This window comes from Collimonas sp., assembly GCF_035566555.1.
Classification (GTDB): Bacteria; Pseudomonadota; Gammaproteobacteria; order Burkholderiales; family Burkholderiaceae_D; genus Collimonas.
In genome coordinates this window covers 1-16,208 of the sequence record NZ_DATMRB010000168.1, presented here as the reverse complement: position 1 = coordinate 16,208, position 16,208 = coordinate 1, and the positions used below count along the sequence as shown (strand labels likewise).

The 16,208-nt window shown below is 59.8% G+C and carries 17 protein-coding genes; 3 read left to right on the top strand and 14 right to left on the bottom strand.

Going from position 1 to position 16,208, the window contains the following annotated elements; all coding sequences use genetic code 11:
* Positions 1-76 precede the first annotated feature (76 nt).
* The 3 genes from VNZ65_RS20885 to rsmA all read left to right on the top strand — a co-directional run bounded on the left by VNZ65_RS20885 (position 77) and on the right by rsmA (position 3,415).
* Positions 77-1,447 (top strand): peptidylprolyl isomerase, encoded by a 1,371-nt coding sequence (locus VNZ65_RS20885; protein ID WP_325672467.1) that lies wholly within the window; start codon positions 77-79, stop codon positions 1,445-1,447.
* 55 nt (positions 1,448-1,502) lie between these two features.
* Positions 1,503-2,570, top strand: a complete 1,068-nt coding sequence (pdxA, locus tag VNZ65_RS20880) for a 4-hydroxythreonine-4-phosphate dehydrogenase PdxA (protein ID WP_325672465.1) — start codon at positions 1,503-1,505, stop codon at positions 2,568-2,570.
* 71 nt (positions 2,571-2,641) lie between these two features.
* On the top strand, positions 2,642-3,415 hold the full coding sequence (rsmA, locus tag VNZ65_RS20875) for a 16S rRNA (adenine(1518)-N(6)/adenine(1519)-N(6))-dimethyltransferase RsmA (RefSeq protein WP_325672463.1): 774 nt from the start codon (positions 2,642-2,644) through the stop codon (positions 3,413-3,415).
* 158 nt (positions 3,416-3,573) lie between these two features.
* Here the strand turns inward: rsmA and gloA are convergent, their stop codons facing one another.
* The 14 genes from gloA to VNZ65_RS20805 all read right to left on the bottom strand — a co-directional run.
* The gene (gloA, locus tag VNZ65_RS20870; protein WP_325672461.1) at positions 3,574-3,984 is read right to left on the bottom strand and encodes a lactoylglutathione lyase; all 411 of its coding nucleotides are present in this window, start codon (positions 3,982-3,984) and stop codon (positions 3,574-3,576) included.
* A 91-nt stretch (positions 3,985-4,075) separates the two neighbouring features.
* Entirely contained in the window at positions 4,076-4,936 is an 861-nt protein-coding gene (locus VNZ65_RS20865) for a SprT family zinc-dependent metalloprotease (RefSeq protein ID WP_325672459.1), read from the bottom strand.
* Between the two features lie 100 nt (positions 4,937-5,036).
* Positions 5,037-5,780, bottom strand: coding sequence for a lysophospholipid acyltransferase family protein (locus VNZ65_RS20860; RefSeq protein ID WP_325672457.1), 744 nt, complete (start codon positions 5,778-5,780; stop codon positions 5,037-5,039).
* Between the two features lie 66 nt (positions 5,781-5,846).
* A complete protein-coding gene (gene gmhB, locus VNZ65_RS20855; protein WP_325672455.1) occupies positions 5,847-6,404 on the bottom strand; it encodes a D-glycero-beta-D-manno-heptose 1,7-bisphosphate 7-phosphatase in 558 nt (185 codons plus the stop codon).
* 17 nt (positions 6,405-6,421) lie between these two features.
* Complete coding sequence (gene glyS / locus VNZ65_RS20850) at positions 6,422-8,539, bottom strand: glycine--tRNA ligase subunit beta (RefSeq protein WP_325672453.1); 2,118 nt, start codon at positions 8,537-8,539, stop codon at positions 6,422-6,424.
* On the bottom strand, positions 8,536-9,516 hold the full coding sequence (gene glyQ / locus VNZ65_RS20845; RefSeq protein WP_325672451.1) for a glycine--tRNA ligase subunit alpha: 981 nt from the start codon (positions 9,514-9,516) through the stop codon (positions 8,536-8,538). The genes glyS and glyQ overlap by 4 nt, the downstream gene beginning before the upstream one ends.
* A gap of 104 nt (positions 9,517-9,620) precedes the next feature.
* Positions 9,621-11,162, bottom strand: coding sequence for an apolipoprotein N-acyltransferase (lnt, locus tag VNZ65_RS20840; protein ID WP_325672449.1), 1,542 nt, complete (start codon positions 11,160-11,162; stop codon positions 9,621-9,623).
* A 71-nt stretch (positions 11,163-11,233) separates the two neighbouring features.
* Positions 11,234-12,115: an HlyC/CorC family transporter gene (locus tag VNZ65_RS20835; RefSeq protein ID WP_325672447.1), complete on the bottom strand. Its 882-nt coding sequence runs from the start codon at positions 12,113-12,115 to the stop codon at positions 11,234-11,236.
* Positions 12,116-12,293: 178 nt separating this feature from the next.
* Positions 12,294-12,581 carry a pentapeptide MXKDX repeat protein gene (locus tag VNZ65_RS20830; protein WP_325672445.1) on the bottom strand — a complete coding sequence of 96 codons (288 nt, stop codon included), beginning with the start codon at positions 12,579-12,581 and terminating at the stop codon, positions 12,294-12,296.
* Positions 12,582-12,652: 71 nt separating this feature from the next.
* Positions 12,653-13,432, bottom strand: coding sequence for a molybdopterin-dependent oxidoreductase (locus VNZ65_RS20825; RefSeq protein ID WP_325672499.1), 780 nt, complete (start codon positions 13,430-13,432; stop codon positions 12,653-12,655).
* A gap of 10 nt (positions 13,433-13,442) precedes the next feature.
* Entirely contained in the window at positions 13,443-14,057 is a 615-nt protein-coding gene (locus VNZ65_RS20820; protein ID WP_325672443.1) for a cytochrome b/b6 domain-containing protein, read from the bottom strand.
* Between the two features lie 334 nt (positions 14,058-14,391).
* Positions 14,392-14,859 carry an rRNA maturation RNase YbeY gene (gene ybeY, locus VNZ65_RS20815; protein ID WP_325672441.1) on the bottom strand — a complete coding sequence of 156 codons (468 nt, stop codon included), beginning with the start codon at positions 14,857-14,859 and terminating at the stop codon, positions 14,392-14,394.
* Positions 14,860-14,874: 15 nt separating this feature from the next.
* Positions 14,875-16,029, bottom strand: a complete 1,155-nt coding sequence (locus VNZ65_RS20810; protein WP_325672439.1) for a PhoH family protein — start codon at positions 16,027-16,029, stop codon at positions 14,875-14,877.
* 46 nt (positions 16,030-16,075) lie between these two features.
* Positions 16,076-16,208 (bottom strand): TRAM domain-containing protein (locus VNZ65_RS20805; protein WP_325672497.1); only part of this gene is annotated, 133 nt, incomplete at its 5' end.

Sequence of the window (16,208 nt, the reverse complement as noted above, 5' to 3'; positions counted from 1 at the left end):
CAGATTATTCTCACCCATGAACGTTTTTCCAATTATGCGTAAAACCAATCAAACCCAACTCACGGCACTTGCATTCATGCTGTTGTCTGCAACCGCCGGCAGCGCCTGGGCGCAAGCTGTGTCGAAGCAGATTACGCCGCCTCTGGTTGCCCCGGCCCCAGCGGCGGCGCCGGCTGCCGTTGCTCCGGCATCCAAGGGCGCTCCACAAACGGTGGACGCCATCGTCGCGGTGGTGAACACGGATGTGATTACCCAGCAGGAATTGAGCAAGCGCATGAACGATGTGGTGCAGCGCATGAAGGCGCAGAATATCGAATTGCCGCCGGTGGCTGAGCTGCAAAAACAATTGCTTGAACGCATGATTCTTGAGCGCGCCGAAGTGCAGCTGGCGAAAGAGAACGGTTTGTCGGTGGACGACGTCATGCTGGATCGCGCGATCGGCCGGATTGCCGAACAAAACAAGCTATCGATGGCGGATTTCCAGAAACAGCTGGCGGCCGACAAGATTCCTTATCCGGCCTTCCGCGAAGAAATCCGCCAGGAAATGCTGTTGCAGCGCCTGCGCGAACGTGAAGTCGACAACAAGATCCAGATTTCGGAATCGGAAGTCGACAATTACATTACCGCTGATGCCAGCAACAAGCAAAATGCCCAGGAACTGGATTTAGCGCAGATTCTGGTGCGCGTTCCTGAAAACGCCACAGCCGACCAGATTGCCCAGCGCGCCAAGCGGGCTGAGGAAGCCATGCAGCAGATCAAGTCCGGCGGCAACTTCGCCGCCGTCGCAGCCGCGTTTTCCGACGCCAGCGATGCCCTGACCGGCGGCGACATGGGATGGCGCGCGCAAGACCGCCTGCCGTCCTTGTATGTCGAAGCGGTCGCTAACCTGGCTCCCGGCCAGGTGTCGGCCATCTTGAAGAGCGCCAACGGCTTCCATATCGTCAAACTGGTCAACAAGCGTGCCGCTGCCAGCACGCCGACAGATACGGCCGCTGCACCTGTGCAGCAGACGCATGTACGCCATATCCTGATCAAGGTCACGCCGACCGTGACAGCGGCCGACGCGCGCCGCCGCCTGCTTGACCTGAAAGAACGCCTGGATAACAACGCCGCCAAGTTTGAAGACCTGGCCAAGCAATACTCCAACGATTTGTCGGCATCCAAGGGGGGCGATCTGGGCTGGGTGTATCCCGGCGACACCGTGCCAGAATTCGAACGCGCGATGGATGCCTTGAAGCCTGGCCAGGTCAGCGAGCCGATCGAATCGCCATTCGGCTATCACCTGATCCAGGTGCTGGAACGCAAGACCAACGATGTGTCGAAAGAGCGTCAGCGCCTAGCGGCCCGCATGGCGATCCGCGAACGCAAGACCGAAGAAGCCACCAACGACTGGCTGCGTCAGTTGCGTGACCGTACTTATGTTGAATACCGTAACGACGATCACTGATTGCGGCTTGTATTGCATCGTGATCCACGATTCGGGCGATTCATGAAAGCTGCGCATGTCTGAACAATCTGGGGCCATGCCGTCCGGCGCACAGCAGCGTCCGGTATTGGCCGTCACCTGCGGCGAGCCGGCCGGCATCGGCCCTGAGGTGTCGATCCGGGCCGCCTGGGAATTGCGCGCCCAGATCAAGAGCGTGCTGATCGGCGACGCCGCTTTCCTGGCGATGACCGCGGCGGCAATCGATCCTGACATCAGGCTGGTGGCCTTGTCGCAGCAGGCCTTCCGCAACAATGGCTTGCCGAATTTCTCGATTGACCAGATTGCCGTGATCGATTGTCAGCTGGATGCCCATGTGCGTCCGGGCGTGCTGGATGCGCGCAATGGGCGGGCAGTGCTGCGCACGCTGGATATTGCGATTGATGGCGCGCAGCAGGGTATTTTCGATGGCATCGTCACCGCGCCGCTGCAAAAAAGCACGATCAACGACGCCGGCGTCGCATTCACCGGCCATACTGAATACCTGGCTGAAAAAAGCGCGACCGCCCAGGTGGTCATGATGCTGGCGACCGACCGCACCACGCCGCCGCTGCGGGTGGCGCTGGCGACCACGCATCTGGCTCTGAAAGATGTCGCGGCAGCGATCAGCTTCGACAGCCTGAGCCGTACCATTGCCATCCTGCACGCGGATCTGCAGAATAAATTCGGGCTGGCGCAGCCGCGCATCCTGGTGACCGGCCTCAATCCGCATGCGGGGGAGGGCGGCTATCTGGGGCGCGAAGAAATCGATATCATCGGTCCCGTATTGCAGGCCGCCAAGGCAAACGGGATTGCGGTCAGCGGCCCCTATCCCGCCGACACCTTGTTCCAGCAAAAATACCTGGCCGATGCCGATTGCGTGCTGGCCATGTATCACGATCAAGGTTTGCCGGTATTGAAGTACGCCAGCTTCGGGCATGGCATCAACATTACGCTGGGCCTGCCGTTTATCCGCACTTCCGTGGATCACGGCACTGCGCTCGATCTCGCCGCCGCCGGCCTTGGCCGCGCCGATCACGGCAGCATGCTGGCGGCGATGAATGCGGCGGCGCAGATGGTGCGTTCGAGCCAGTCCGGCAAGAAATAAGCCCCGACCAGGGCGGCGCTTGCACCTCCTGTAATTGTTTTAGCGGCTTAGTCTCGCAAATAAAGAAGAATATGAAGAATCACATCCCCCGCAAGCGCTTCGGCCAGAATTTCCTGACCGACGACACCGTGCTGTACAACATCATCGCTGCGATTGCGCCGCAGGCCGACGACAACATGGTTGAAATCGGCCCGGGCCTGGCGGCCATGACCAGCCTGCTGCTGGAGTCGCTGCAGCAGCTGCATGTGGTCGAACTGGATCGCGACCTGGTGGCGCGCCTGCAAAAGACTTTCGATCCGGCGCGCCTGCATGTGCATTCCGCCGATGCGCTGAAATTCGATTTCAGCAGCATTCCGCTGAACGGCGGCAAGAAACTGCGCGTGGTCGGCAACCTGCCTTACAACATCTCCAGTCCCTTGCTGTTCCACCTGGCGGAGATCGCGCCGCAAGTGCAAGACCAGCACTTCATGCTGCAAAAGGAAGTGGTGGAGCGCATGGTGGCCGCACCGGGCAGCAAGGCTTTCGGCCGTTTGTCGGTCATGCTGCAATGGCGCTACAAGATGCAGCTGATGTTCATCGTGCCGCCGACCGCTTTCGATCCGCCGCCGCGAGTGGAGTCGGCCATCGTCAGGATGATTCCGATTGCCCAGCCCTTGGCTTGTGAGCAGAAGAAACTGGAAGACGTCGTGCTGAAAGCTTTCACGCAAAGACGCAAGGTGATTCGCAACTGCCTGGCAGGAATGTTCACCGAAAATGAATTGATCGACGCCGGCGTCGATCCGCAGGCGCGGCCGGAAACCGTATCGATGGAATTGTTTGTGGCCTTGGCGAATCGCCTGCCCTGATTTTCGCCAAACCGCGTTTCCTTCTCTCGCATCAGAGAGAAGGAAACGCTGCCGGATTGACTACCTCGCCATCACCCCGATAAGGCCTGCCTTCTTGTCGGCATTGGCAAAGCGCAGCTTGCTTTTTTAAAGCGCAGATCTATTCTGCCGCACTCAATTTATAGAGCAGCGTTGGCGGCAATGCCGTCTTTGCGCTCGATCAATTCAATTTTATAACCGTCGGGATCCTGTACAAAGGCGATCACCGTGCTGCCGCCCTTTACCGGTCCGGCTTCGCGCGTCACATTGCCACCTTGCGCCTTGACGTCGGCGCAGGCTTTGTAGGCGTCTTCCACCGCTACCGCCATATGCCCGAAGGCCGTGCCCTGGTCGTAGTTTTCGACACCGTAGTTATAGGTCAGCTCAAGTTCGGCATGATCGGGATTGCTGCCGTAGCCGACAAAAGCCAGCGTGTATTTGTATTCAGGATTGTCGTTGGTGCGCAGCAGTTTCATGCCGAGCACCTTGGTGTAGAAATCGATGGAGCGTTGCAGATTGCCGACGCGCAGCATGGTATGGAGGATTCGCATGATTGTTCTCGGTAGTTGGGAAGGGGGATTGTTGTAGCCTGCCTCGCTATTTTAAAGCGGCGCGGCCGCTAGCGTGCGCCAGGCCCTGGCGTTAGAAAACCGGCAGGGTTTCCTGGGCGCTGTCGCGCAGGGTTTTCCGGGCGGTTTCAAATTCGGGGAAAATCGATTGCACGGTAGCCCAGAAACGCGGGCTGTGGTTCATCTCACGCAGATGCGACAGCTCGTGCGCGATCACGTAGTCGATCAGCGGCAGCGCAAAATGCATCAGCCGCCAGTTGAGCCGGATCTTGCCTTCCGAAGTGCACGATCCCCACTGGGTAGTCGCCGACGACAGCGCAAACGACTGGTAGGTGACGCCGAGCTTTTGCGCATAGATAGGCAGGCGTTCGCCGAACACGCGCTTGGCTTCCAGCTGCAGCCAGCCCAATACGCGGTCCTTGAGTTGCTGCTCGCTGGCGTCGGCCGGCAGGCAGACGATCAACTGGTCGCTGGCGTCATCGAAATGAATGCCGGCCTTCTGGGTGGCGTGGATGCGCAGTGTGATGCTGCGCCCCATGTAAGGCAGCGTTTCGCCGTCGCGCCACTGCATCTGCGGCTGCATGCGGCGGGTGGAGCGGTCGCGGTACTCGCTCAGCTTGGTGAAAATCCAGCGTTTTTTTTCCCGGATGGCGACTTCGATATCGCCCAGCGTGACCCATTTGGGGGCGGTGACGCGTAAGCCATCGTCGCTGATCAGGAAGCCGATGGAGCGCCGTTTCGAGCGCAGCAAGGTGTAATCGAGTACATGCTCGCCAAAGCGCAGGCGGCGCTTGCCTGGCGCCAGCGCGCCGGCATCGGTGGCCGGCGGCGTCGGCGGCAGCGGGGTGGCGCGTGGATTTGTTCTTGGATTGGGTGTTTGCGGCGCGGGCGGCGTGCTGACGATTGAGTCGTCGGCAAACAGGTCCAGCTGCAACGCTTGCTGCTGCGGTAGCTTGCCCTGAGGCCGTGCATTTGGCCCCAGGTGTTGCTTAATCGGCTTTTGATGCAATAGTTTCAATGTTGGCTAGTGAGTATTATTTTTGCCTGGAATAGACATGGGGTGAAATCACCCGCATTTCAGATTCTATCCAATTTTCGACTTTCGCCATCAGCTCGCTGCTATCCATGCCTTCTGGAGCAATCGGCTTGCCGATGGAGACGGTGATCAGGCCCGGTTTCTTGATGAAGGAATTCTTCGGCCAGCACTCGCCCGCATTGTGGGCAATCGGCACAACGACCGTATTGGTTTCCACTGCCAGGCGGGTGCCGCCGTTCTTGTACTTGCCGGTCTGGCCGACCGGAATCCGCGTGCCTTCGGGGAACATGATGATCCATTGGCCGTCGGCCAGCCGCTTGCGGCCTTGCACCACCACCTGAGCGAAAGCGTCGCGGCCTCTGCTGCGGTCGATCGGGATCATGCGCAGCAGGGCGATGCCCCAGCCGAAAAAAGGAATGTAGGTCAGCGATTTCTTGAACACGAACACCAGCGGCCGCGGCGTCATCTGCAGCAGGAAAATGGTTTCCCAGGCCGACTGATGCTTGCTCAGCACGACCGCAGGCGCATCCGGGAAATTCTCGAAACCCTTGACCTCATAGCGGATGCCGCAGATGACCTTGGCCATCCACACCACGATGACGTTCCAGCGCGCCGTCAGGTAGTAGCGGCGTGCGTAAGGGAAGGGGGCAAACAGGACGCAGGCCAGCGACCAGACAACGGTCAGGATTGCCATCAGTACGGCAAACAGCAGCGAACGCAGAAACAGTGAAAAACGCAACATGCAGACTCCAGATATTTTTCTAAACACACACTATTGCCGAGGCGCTCATGGCTCCTCGGCGAGTAATCACACTGCCAGTTCCATCGGCTTCTTCAAGAGGAAATCGACGACTGCCGCCAGGTCCGGATAAATCAGGGTGCCGGGCGGCAGGCCGCCTTTTTCGCGGGTCTTCTCACCCTTGCCGGTCAGCACCAGGTACGGCGCGCAACCGGCGACAAAGCCGGCCTGCAAGTCGCGCAGCGAATCGCCGACCGTGGCGACGCCGCCGCGCAGGCTGACGTCGAAGCGCTTGCCGATGTCATGGAACATGCCGGCTTTCGGCTTGCGGCAATCGCAGTTGTCGTCGGCCGCATGCGGGCAGAAAAAGATGGCGTCGATTTCGGCGCCCACCAGCTGCGCTGCCTCATGCATCTTCTGATGGATCGCCATCAGCGTTTGCATGTCGAACAGGCCGCGCGCGATGCCCGACTGGTTGGTGGCTACCACCACCCGGTAGCCGGCCTGGTTCAGGCGCGCGATGGCTTCCAGCGAGCCCTTGATCGGCATCCACTCGGCGGGCGATTTGATGAAAGCGTCCGAGTCGTGGTTGATGACGCCGTCGCGGTCGAGGATGATCAGTTTCATGGCTGTTGGTTATCCGTTTACGCCGCCAGCTTGGAAATGTCGGCGACCTGATTCAGCATCACGTGCAGGTTCGCCAGCAAAGCCAGGCGGTTGTTGCGCAATTGCAGATCGTCGGCCATCACCATCACATCGTTGAAGAAGCCGTCGACGTTTTCGCGCAGCCGCGCCAGGGCTTTCAGCGCGGTGCTGAAATCGCCTTTGGCAAAAGCGGCATCGACTTCCGGCTTGAGCGCATTCATGGCGGCGAACAGCGATTGCTCGGCGCTGTCCTGCAGCAGATCCGGCTGCACGGTGCTGCCGACGCCTTCAGTCTTTTTCAGGATGTTGGTAATGCGCTTGTTGGCGGCTGCCAGCGCTTCCGCTTCCGGCAAGGCGGCAAAGGCTTGCACTGCGTCCAGCCGTTCGATGATGTTGTCGAGCCGTTCCGGCTGTTGCGCCACGACGGCTTCGATTTCATTCGGTGAATAGGCGCGTTCGCGCAGCAGGCCGCGCAGGCGGTCGTACAGGAAAGGCAGCACATCGCTGCTCGGGTCCTTGAAGTTGGCGTTGCCGGCAAACTGCTGCGCGGCGTTGCCCAGCAATTGCATCAGCGACACCGGCAGACGCTTTTCCAGCAGCATGCGCAAGATGCCCAGGGCATGCCGGCGCAGCGCGAACGGATCCTTGTCGCCGGTAGGCTGCAGGCCGATGCCCCAGATGCCGACCAGGGTTTCCAGCTTGTCGGCTAATGCCACCGCGGTGCTGGTGTCAGTGGTCGGCAGGGCGTCGCCGGCAAAACGCGGCTGGTAGTGTTCCGAAATCGCCAGCGCTACTGCCTCAGCTTCGCCGTCATGGCGTGCATAGTAGTTGCCCATGATGCCTTGCAGTTCCGGGAACTCGCCCACCATGTCGGTCAGCAGGTCGGCCTTGGCCAGCAGGGCGCCGCGTTCAGCCAATGCGGCCAGCGCAGCATCGCCGCCGAGCAGGCCGGCGATCGCCGTTGCCAGCGCCTTGACGCGTTCAGTGCGCTGCAGCTGGTTGCCGAGCTTGTTGTGGTAGACCACGTTGGCCAGCAGCGGCACGCGCTCGGCCAGTTTCTTTTTCTGGTCTTGCTCGAAGAAGAATTTCGCATCGGACAGGCGCGGCCGCACCACGCGCTCATTGCCTTCGATGATGTAGTGCGGTTCGCTGGTTTGCAGATTCGAGACGATCAGGAAGCGTGAACGCAGCTTGCCGGCGCTGTCGGTCAGCGCAAAGTACTTCTGGTTGGTTTGCATGGTCAGGATCAGGCATTCCTGCGGCACGCTGAGGAATTCGTCCTCGAACTTGCAGGCATACACCACCGGCCATTCGACCAGCGCCGCTACTTCATCCAGCAGCGCTTCCGGCATCAGCACCTGATCATCGGCGGCAGTCGCCAGCAGGGCGCTGCGGATCTTTTCCTTGCGTTCGCTGAAGCTGGCGATGACTTTGCCTTGCTCCGCCAGCGCGTTCGCATAGCTGTCGGCATCGGCCAGCGTGATGCGGCCTTGGGACAGGAAACGATGGCCTTCCGTCAGGCGGCCGGCGTCCAGGCCCAGCAGGGTCAGCGGCAGCACCTGGTCGCCGTGCAGCGCCACCAGGCTGTGCGCGGGGCGCACGAAGCGTACGGTGTGGCCGGCAGCGTGGCCGTGCTGGCGCTGGTAACTCATGACTTTCGGGATCGGCAGCTTGGCGACGCTGTCTTCCAGCACCGTCTGCAAACCGGCTTGCAGCGCTACGCCTTTGGCGGTGTAGCTGTAGAAAAAGCTTTCAGCCTTGCCGTCAGGTGCGCGTTCCAATTCGGTTGGCGTGATCATCACCTTGCCGCACTGGGCAGCGAGGGCAGCCAGTTTCTTGACCAGCGGCGCCGACGGCCGGCCTTCGGCATCCAGAGCCACCGATACTGGCAGCACTTTTTCGCGCAGGGTCTTGTCGAGCGAAACGGCGCGCACATGGCTGATGGAGACTGCCAGCCGGCGCGGGGTGGCGAATGCGGTGGCGAGTGCGCCTTCTTCCAGGAAGTCGCGCGCTTTCAAGCCATTGAAGATACCCATGGCGAAGGCGTCGCCCAGTTTCGCCAATGCCTTTGGCGGCAGTTCTTCGGTAAAAATTTCGATCAACAGGGTGCTGCTCATGCTTTTTCCCCTGCGCGCTGAGCCACAGCCGCCATGTATTCATCTCCAAATTCTTGCAATAACAGATCGGCGTTTTCCTTGGTGATTTCCCACATCGGGAACCCCAGTTTCGCCCGTGAATCGTAGTACGCCTGCGCGACTGCGCGCGACAAGTTACGGATCCGGCCCATGTAGGCGGCGCGCTCGGTGACCGAGATGGCGCCGCGCGCATCCAGCAGGTTGAAAGTGTGCGCGGCCTTCAGCACCATTTCATAGGCCGGCAGCGCCAGCGGTACTTCCAGCAGGCGCTTGGCCTGGGTTTCGTAGTTGCTGAACAAAGGGAACAGGAATTCGGTATCGGCGTATTCAAAGTTGTAGGTCGACTGCTCGACTTCGTTCTGGTGGAACACGTCGCCATAACTGAGGGTCTTCTTGACGCCGTTTTCCACCCATTCGGTCCACACCAGGTCGTAGACGTTTTCCACGCCTTGCAGATACATGGCGAGCCGTTCGATGCCGTAAGTGATTTCACCCAGCACCGGCTTGCAATCGAGGCCGCCGACTTGCTGGAAGTAAGTGAACTGGGTCACTTCCATGCCGTTCAGCCAGACTTCCCAGCCCAGGCCCCAGGCGCCCAGGGTCGGATTTTCCCAGTCGTCTTCGACGAAGCGCACGTCGTTGCGCTGCAGGTCGAGGCCGAGTGCCGCCAGCGAACCGAGATACAGGTCAAGGATGTTTTCCGGGGCCGGCTTCAACACCACCTGGTATTGATAGTAATGTTGCAAGCGGTTCGGGTTTTCGCCATAGCGCCCGTCTTTCGGGCGGCGCGACGGCTGCACATAGGCAGCGCGCCAGGGCTCCGGACCTATTGCGCGCAGAAAGGTGGCGGTATGCGATGTGCCGGCGCCGACTTCCATGTCGTAGGGTTGCAGCAGGGCACAACCTTGCGCATCCCAGTAATCTTGTAATTTGAGAATGATTTGTTGAAATGTAAGCATTGTTTTTGTTGCTTTTCCGTACGGCAAATGCCGATTAATAGAGAGGAACCGGGGCGCGATAAAGATCAGCGCTAAAAGCAGCGATTTTAGCGGGTTTTACCGCCTTAGTCGCGTTTCCGGCGGGAACGCCACCAGCTGCCGGCCAGCATCAGCAGCGCCGCCGCCAGCAGCGTGCGGTTGCCAAGCAGGATATAGGGCGTCATGCCGCTATACCCTTGTACTGTGACTGCCAGGGTTGCGCGGGTGTATGGCGCCAGCCGGGCGCTGACTACGCCATGCGGATCGATCAGCGCGGTGGCGCCGGTATTGGTGGCGCGCAGCATCGGCCGGCCGCTTTCCAGGCTGCGCATCTGCGAAATCTGCAGATGCTGCGGCAAGGCGATGGTGTTGCCGAACCAGGCGATATTCGACATGTTCAGCAGCAGCGTCGCGACCGGCTTGCCAGCCGCGTTGGCCGCCGCAAGCTGGGCGGCGATTTCATCGCCGAACAAGTCTTCGTAGCAGATGTTCGGCAAGACCCACTGGTCTTTCACCGCGAATGGCGCCTGCACTGCGGCGCCGCGCTGGAAATCGCCGAGCGGGATGTTCATCATGTCGACGAACCAGCGGAAGCCGAACGGCACGAACTCGCCAAACGGCACCAGGTGCTGCTTGTCGTAGCGGAACGCGGGCAAGGCCTGGTCCTGCGGGGCGATACCTATGACGCTGTTGGAATAGCGGTAAGGGCCGTCGATATAGGGAATGCCGAGCGCGATATGGCTGCCGCTCTGGCGCGAGAAATCGGTCAAGGCCGGCAGGAAGTCCGGCGGTAGCTCGGTTTGCAGGATCGGTACCGCGGTTTCCGGCGTGGCGATCAGGTCGGCCGGCGCGGCGCGGATCATGTCGACATAGAGGCGCAAGGAATTGATGATCTGGGCTGTATTGAATTTTTCTTCCTGCGGCACGTTGCCTTGCAACAGGCGCACGGAAATCGGCTTGCCATGCGGTGTGGTCCAGTTTACTTGATGTAAAGCGAGGCCCGCCAGCAGCGCCAGAACAGCTGCCACGGCCGGCAGTGTGTGCTGCGGCCGCAAAGCCAGGCAGCCGGCAATCACGGCGGCGATGCAGCCGACGCCGTAGACCCCGACCAGCGGGGCAAAGCCGCTCAGCGGACCTGCGGTATGGGCATAGCCCGAGATCAGCCAGGGGAAGCCGGTGAACAGCCAGCCGCGCAGCCATTCCGTCAGTCCCCACATGGCCGGGAAGATCGCCAGCGCAAACAGCAGCGGCGAGGCATTCCAGCGCCGTTGCAGCCACAGGCTGAGGCCGGCGCACAGCGCAGTATATAAGCCCATGATGGCAGCCAGCACTGCTACAGCCAGCACCGCCAGCCAGCCGGGCAGGCCGCCGAAATCGTGCAGCGAAATGTAGATCCAGTAAACCCCGTGCGCGACCCAGCCGAAGCCATAGGCCCAGCCGAGCAGGGCGCCGCGTCTGACGCTGTCTTTGCCATCGAGTTGCCGCAGGCAGAAGATCAGCAGCGCCAGGGTCGCCAGTTGCAGCGGCCAGAGGCGGTAGGGAGCAAAGGAAAAGACGTTGATGGCGCCGGTGACGGCGGCCAGCGTCAGCAGCAGGGGAAATGGGATGGAGCTAAGGCGAAAGCGCATGGGCAGCGGAGATGTTGCTGTTAGAGGTAAGTCGGACAAGCGCAGCGCCGGACCGACCTACGCTCTCATCTTCAGGATTCTTCCTGGCCAGATTCTGACAGCTTTTCGACCAGCAGGACATGCACCTGGCGGGCATCGGCGCGCAAGACTTCAAAACGCACATTGTCGATGGTGAATTCATCGCCCTTGCGCGGTACGCGGCCGAGGTGATTGGCGACCAGGCCGCCGATGGTGTCGACATCTTCGTCGACCAGCGCGGTTTCCAGTGTCTCGTTGAACTGTTCGATCTCGGTCAGCGCCTTGACGCGCCAGCGGCCGCCGTGGTCGCCGTCGCGGATGGCCAGGATGTTGTCTTCTTCTTCGTCGAAGTCGTATTCGTCCTCGATATCGCCGACGATCTGCTCCAGCACGTCCTCGATGGTGATGAGGCCGGCGACGCCGCCGTATTCGTCGACCACGATCGCCATGTGGTTGCGGTTGGCGCGGAAGTCGCGCAGCAGGACGTTGAGGCGCTTCGATTCAGGAATGAAGACGGCCGGGCGCAGCATGTCGCGCACGTCGAAGGAATCTTCGGCGTAGTAGCGCAGCAGGTCTTTCGCCAGCAGGATGCCGATCACCTTGTCGCGCTCGCCGTCGACGGCAGGAAAGCGCGAGTGGGCGGTCGACAGGACTTCCGGCATCCAGTCTTCGATGGGCTTGGTGACGTCGATCATGTCCATTTGCGAACGCGGGATCATGATGTCGCGGGCGGAGAGGTCGGATACCTGGAACACGCCTTCGATCATCGACAGCGCATCGGCGTCGATCAGGTTGCGTTCGTGTGCGTCTTGCAGCACATCGAGCAGTTCGGCGCGATTTTCAGGTTCAGGGGAGATCAGTGCGGTCAGGCGTTCAAATAGTGACCGGTGGGGTTTAGCGTCAAATGATTTGACGCTACTAGGGTGCTCTGGCATATGGCGTTAGCCTTGGTTTCACATTGTTTCGGAAGCAATAGCATACAACAAATATGTGACAGGACGACGAAACGCATGTGTCATCGACGTCATATCGTGCCTCGAATCGCTGTTTTGGCACATAAAAAAAGCGGATAGCGCCTAAAGACACTATCCGCCCTCGTTGCAAAAGAGGTAATTATTTCTTCATTTCATCTTTAGCCATGCCGTCCTTGCTCATTTCGTCTTTCGACATGGCATCTTTGGACATCGCGTCTTTTTTGTGCATTTTCTTGTGCGGCTTGGCCATGGCGTCCTTGGACATGCTGTCCTTGCTCATGGCGTCGTGAGCCATGGGAGCCGCGTCTTTCGACATTGCGTCTTTAGCCATAGGGGCAGCATCTTTCGACATTGCGTCCTGAGCAAAAGCACCGCCGGCAGTCATCATCAGGCCAGAAACCAACAGGATTGTAAGGCTTTTCTTCATTTTGAATCTCCAGATAAAAGTGGCAAAAGCGCCAAAAAAAACAATAGGTGCAGCAAATTGCGGGACCGTTGTCAGGATCCGCCAAACCAGTTGTACCCCTGGTCTTCCCAATAGCCGCCGGGGTATTTGTTGGTCACTTCCATCGAAACGATGTGTTTCGGATTCTTGTAGCCGAGCTTGGTCGGCATCCGCAGCTTCATCGGGAAACCGTATTTCGCCGGCAGGATCTCGCCGTCATAGGTCAGGGTGAGCTGGGTCTGCGGATGCAGCGCGGTCGCCATGTCGATGCTGGTGTGGTAGTCGTCGCCGCACTGGAAATCGATGTATTTGGCGCTCAGGTCGGCGCCTATCATCTTCAGGAAATACGAGAACGGAATACCACCCCAGCGGCCGATGGCGCTCCAGCCCTCGACGCAGATATGACGGGTAATCTGCTCGTTCTGCGGCATCTTGTGCAATTGCTCCAGCGTCCAGGGGCGCTTGTTGGCAACCAGTCCGAGGATTTCCAGCTGATAGTCGCTGCCGTCGATATCCGGCACGTCCTCGATGCCATAGAAGGCATTGAACGGGAAGGGGCGGGTCATTTCCGCCTGAGTGTAGGTGGGCGCTAGCCGCTTGGGGTCGAACAGCCATCCTTGCACGCCGTCGTTCATGCGCGAGATGCGTTCCAGCATGCGGTTGACCGAAGGTTCGTCGGTGATATTGCAGCCGGTCAGCAGCGACAGCCCGCCCAGGGTCAGCGCGCGCTTGGCGAACAGGCGGCGCGACGGCAGCGCCAGTTCGCGCCGCGCATCTTTCAATATGGCGTCGGCATCAAGCTGTGCCGCGGGCCCAAGGTTTTTCTTGATCATCATGCTCTCCTCAGCGGCCGCGCAGCATGGCCAGCAGCGTGCGCGGAACCAGCGCCACCATGATCACGTGCACTACAATGAAAACGACCAGGAAGGCCATGGCGAAGAAATGCACGATGCGGGCATTGTCGAAGCCGCCCATCAGATCGCGCAGGACGGGGAGCTGCACCGATTTCCAGATCGCCAGGCCGGACACCACCAGCAGGATCAGGTCCAGGATGACCGAGACATAGGCCAGTTTTTGCACGGCGTTGTAATGATCGAGGGAGTCATGCTGCAGTTTGCCGCGCAGCGCCTTGAGCATGTCCTGGATCACTTCCCGCGGACGCAAAGGCAGGAATTTCTTCCACAGGCGGCCGCTGCCGGTATTCATCAGCAGGTACACCAGGCCATTGAACGCCAGCAGCCACATCGCTGCAAAATGCCACTGCAGGGCGCCGCCCAGCCAGCCGCCCAGGGTCCATTCGCTGGGGATGCGGAACGGGAAAATCGGTGAGGCGTTATAGATGCGCCAGCCGCTCAGGATCATGATGATCACGGCTAGTGCATTGAGCCAGTGCGTAATGCGCAGCCAGACGGGATGGACCACCGGTTTCTTGAGTGTATTGAGGGCCGGGGATGTCATTCAGGCCTCCTGCTGCGGAAGTGGTACAGCCAATATGAACAGTGTGGCGGGGTTCATGTTTGCCTCCGGAAAGTGAGCAATGTTGTTTTCATGTGCTTTAGTCGCGGATCAACTCTATTCATTACACGATTTCATCATATTCTTATTACTCGAGGAGATATGAGATTAATTCTAGTCCACAAATGTTAATTTATTTTCAATATTTTACCTTTTTGCTATTTTTTTTTAGAATATAAGAAATGTCTTATATGTCTGATTTCTGGCGTCCCAAGCTGGCGCTGGAAATGAAAAACGCCGCATAAGCGGCGTTTCGGGTGAGGCGTGAGTTTGGCGCTCAGCGGTCTGCGTAGGGATTGGGCCAGCCCAGCGCTTCCAGGATTTCAATTTCCAGGCTTTCCATCTCGACGGCTTCTTCCTCGTCTTCGTGGTCGTAGCCCTGCGCATGCAGAACGCCATGCACCACCAGATGGGCGGCGTGCTCCAGCACGGACTTGTCTTGTTCCTTGGCTTCACGCTCCAGCACATCGGTGCACAGGATGATGTCGGCCTGGGTGACGCCATTGTCTTCCTGCTCTTGATCCTCGGAGTAGGCAAAGGTCAGCACATTGGTGGCGTAATCCTTGCCGCGGTAATCGCGGTTCAGAGCGCGGCCTTCATCGGCGTCGACAAAGCGGATCGTCAGCTCGGCCGGCGCCAGCAGGGCGGCTTGCACCCAGCGCCGCAGTTTTGGGCGGCTGACGCTGTCTTGCAGGCGCGGGTCAGGATATTGCACCGACAGGGAGAGTTTATTTTTTTGCGGCATCGTGGTTATGTGCGCTTATTTTCTATTGCGTGCGGTTTTGGTGATGCCGGTCGAGACCGGCTTGACGGCTTTGACAGGCTGCGGCGTGGCAGCTTCGATGACGCCGTGGGTGGAAGCCACCGGCGCCGCCAGCGACGCGCTTTCGTAGGCGTCGACGATGCGCGCCACCAGCGGATGACGTACCACGTCGCTGCTGTTGAAGCGGGTAAAGGCGATGCCGCGCACGTCTTTCAATATGTTCATGGCGTCGATCAGGCCGCTCTTCTGGCCGCGCTGCAGATCGATCTGGGTGACGTCGCCGGTGACCACGGCCTTGCTGCCGAAGCCGATCCGGGTCAGGAACATCTTCATCTGTTCCGGCGTGGTGTTCTGCGCTTCGTCCAGGATGATGAAAGCATGGTTCAAGGTGCGGCCGCGCATGTAGGCCAGCGGTGCGATCTCGATCGCCTGCTTTTCAAACATCTTCTGGGTGCGGTCAAAGCCCAGCAAATCGTAGAGCGCGTCATACAAGGGCCGCAGATAAGGATCAACTTTCTGCGCCAGGTCGCCCGGCAGGAAGCCCAGCCGTTCGCCTGCTTCGACCGCCGGTCGCGTCAGCACGATGCGCTTGACGGCGTCGCGTTCCAGCGCATCGACCGCGCAAGCCACCGCCAGATAGGTCTTGCCAGTGCCGGCCGGACCGATGCCGAGCGTGACGTCGTGTTCCAGGATGGCGCGGATGTATTGGCTTTGATGCGGGGTGCGGCCGCGCAGATCGCTGCGGCGGGTTTTCAGCACCGGGCTTTCGATATCGGTTTCGGTCAGCTCGGCGTCGGCCGGGTCGGCCACATCGGCACTGGCCTCGTCGCCGGCCTTGCCGTTGCTCTTGACGGCTTTCAGTTTCTTGCCCATGCCCAGCTTGGCGCGCTGCTCCACCAGCGCCAGCTGGATTTCATCGACCGAGATCACCTTGTTGGCGACGGCGTAGAACTGATCGAGGATCTCGACCGCGCGTTCGGCATTGCTGCCGGCGGCGATGAACTTGTCGCCGCGGCGGAAAATCGAGACATCCAGCGCCGCCGAAATCTGCCGCAGGTTTTCATCCAGCGGTCCGCACAGGTGCGCCAGCCGCGTATTGTCGAGCGGCTGCGGGATGAAATAATGCGGCTGGGTAGGGGTTTTAGTTTTCAAACTGGCGTGTGCTTATCTGGTTTGATTGGTCGGCTAGCGCTGCTGCTTATTCGGCGACGACGATTTCGCCGCGCAAGGTATAGGTCAGTGTTTCTGTAATGGTGACGTCGATTAGCTCGCCGATCAGGCGCGCGCCATTTGGGCCGGCATTGAAATTGACCACCCGGTTGTTCTCGGTG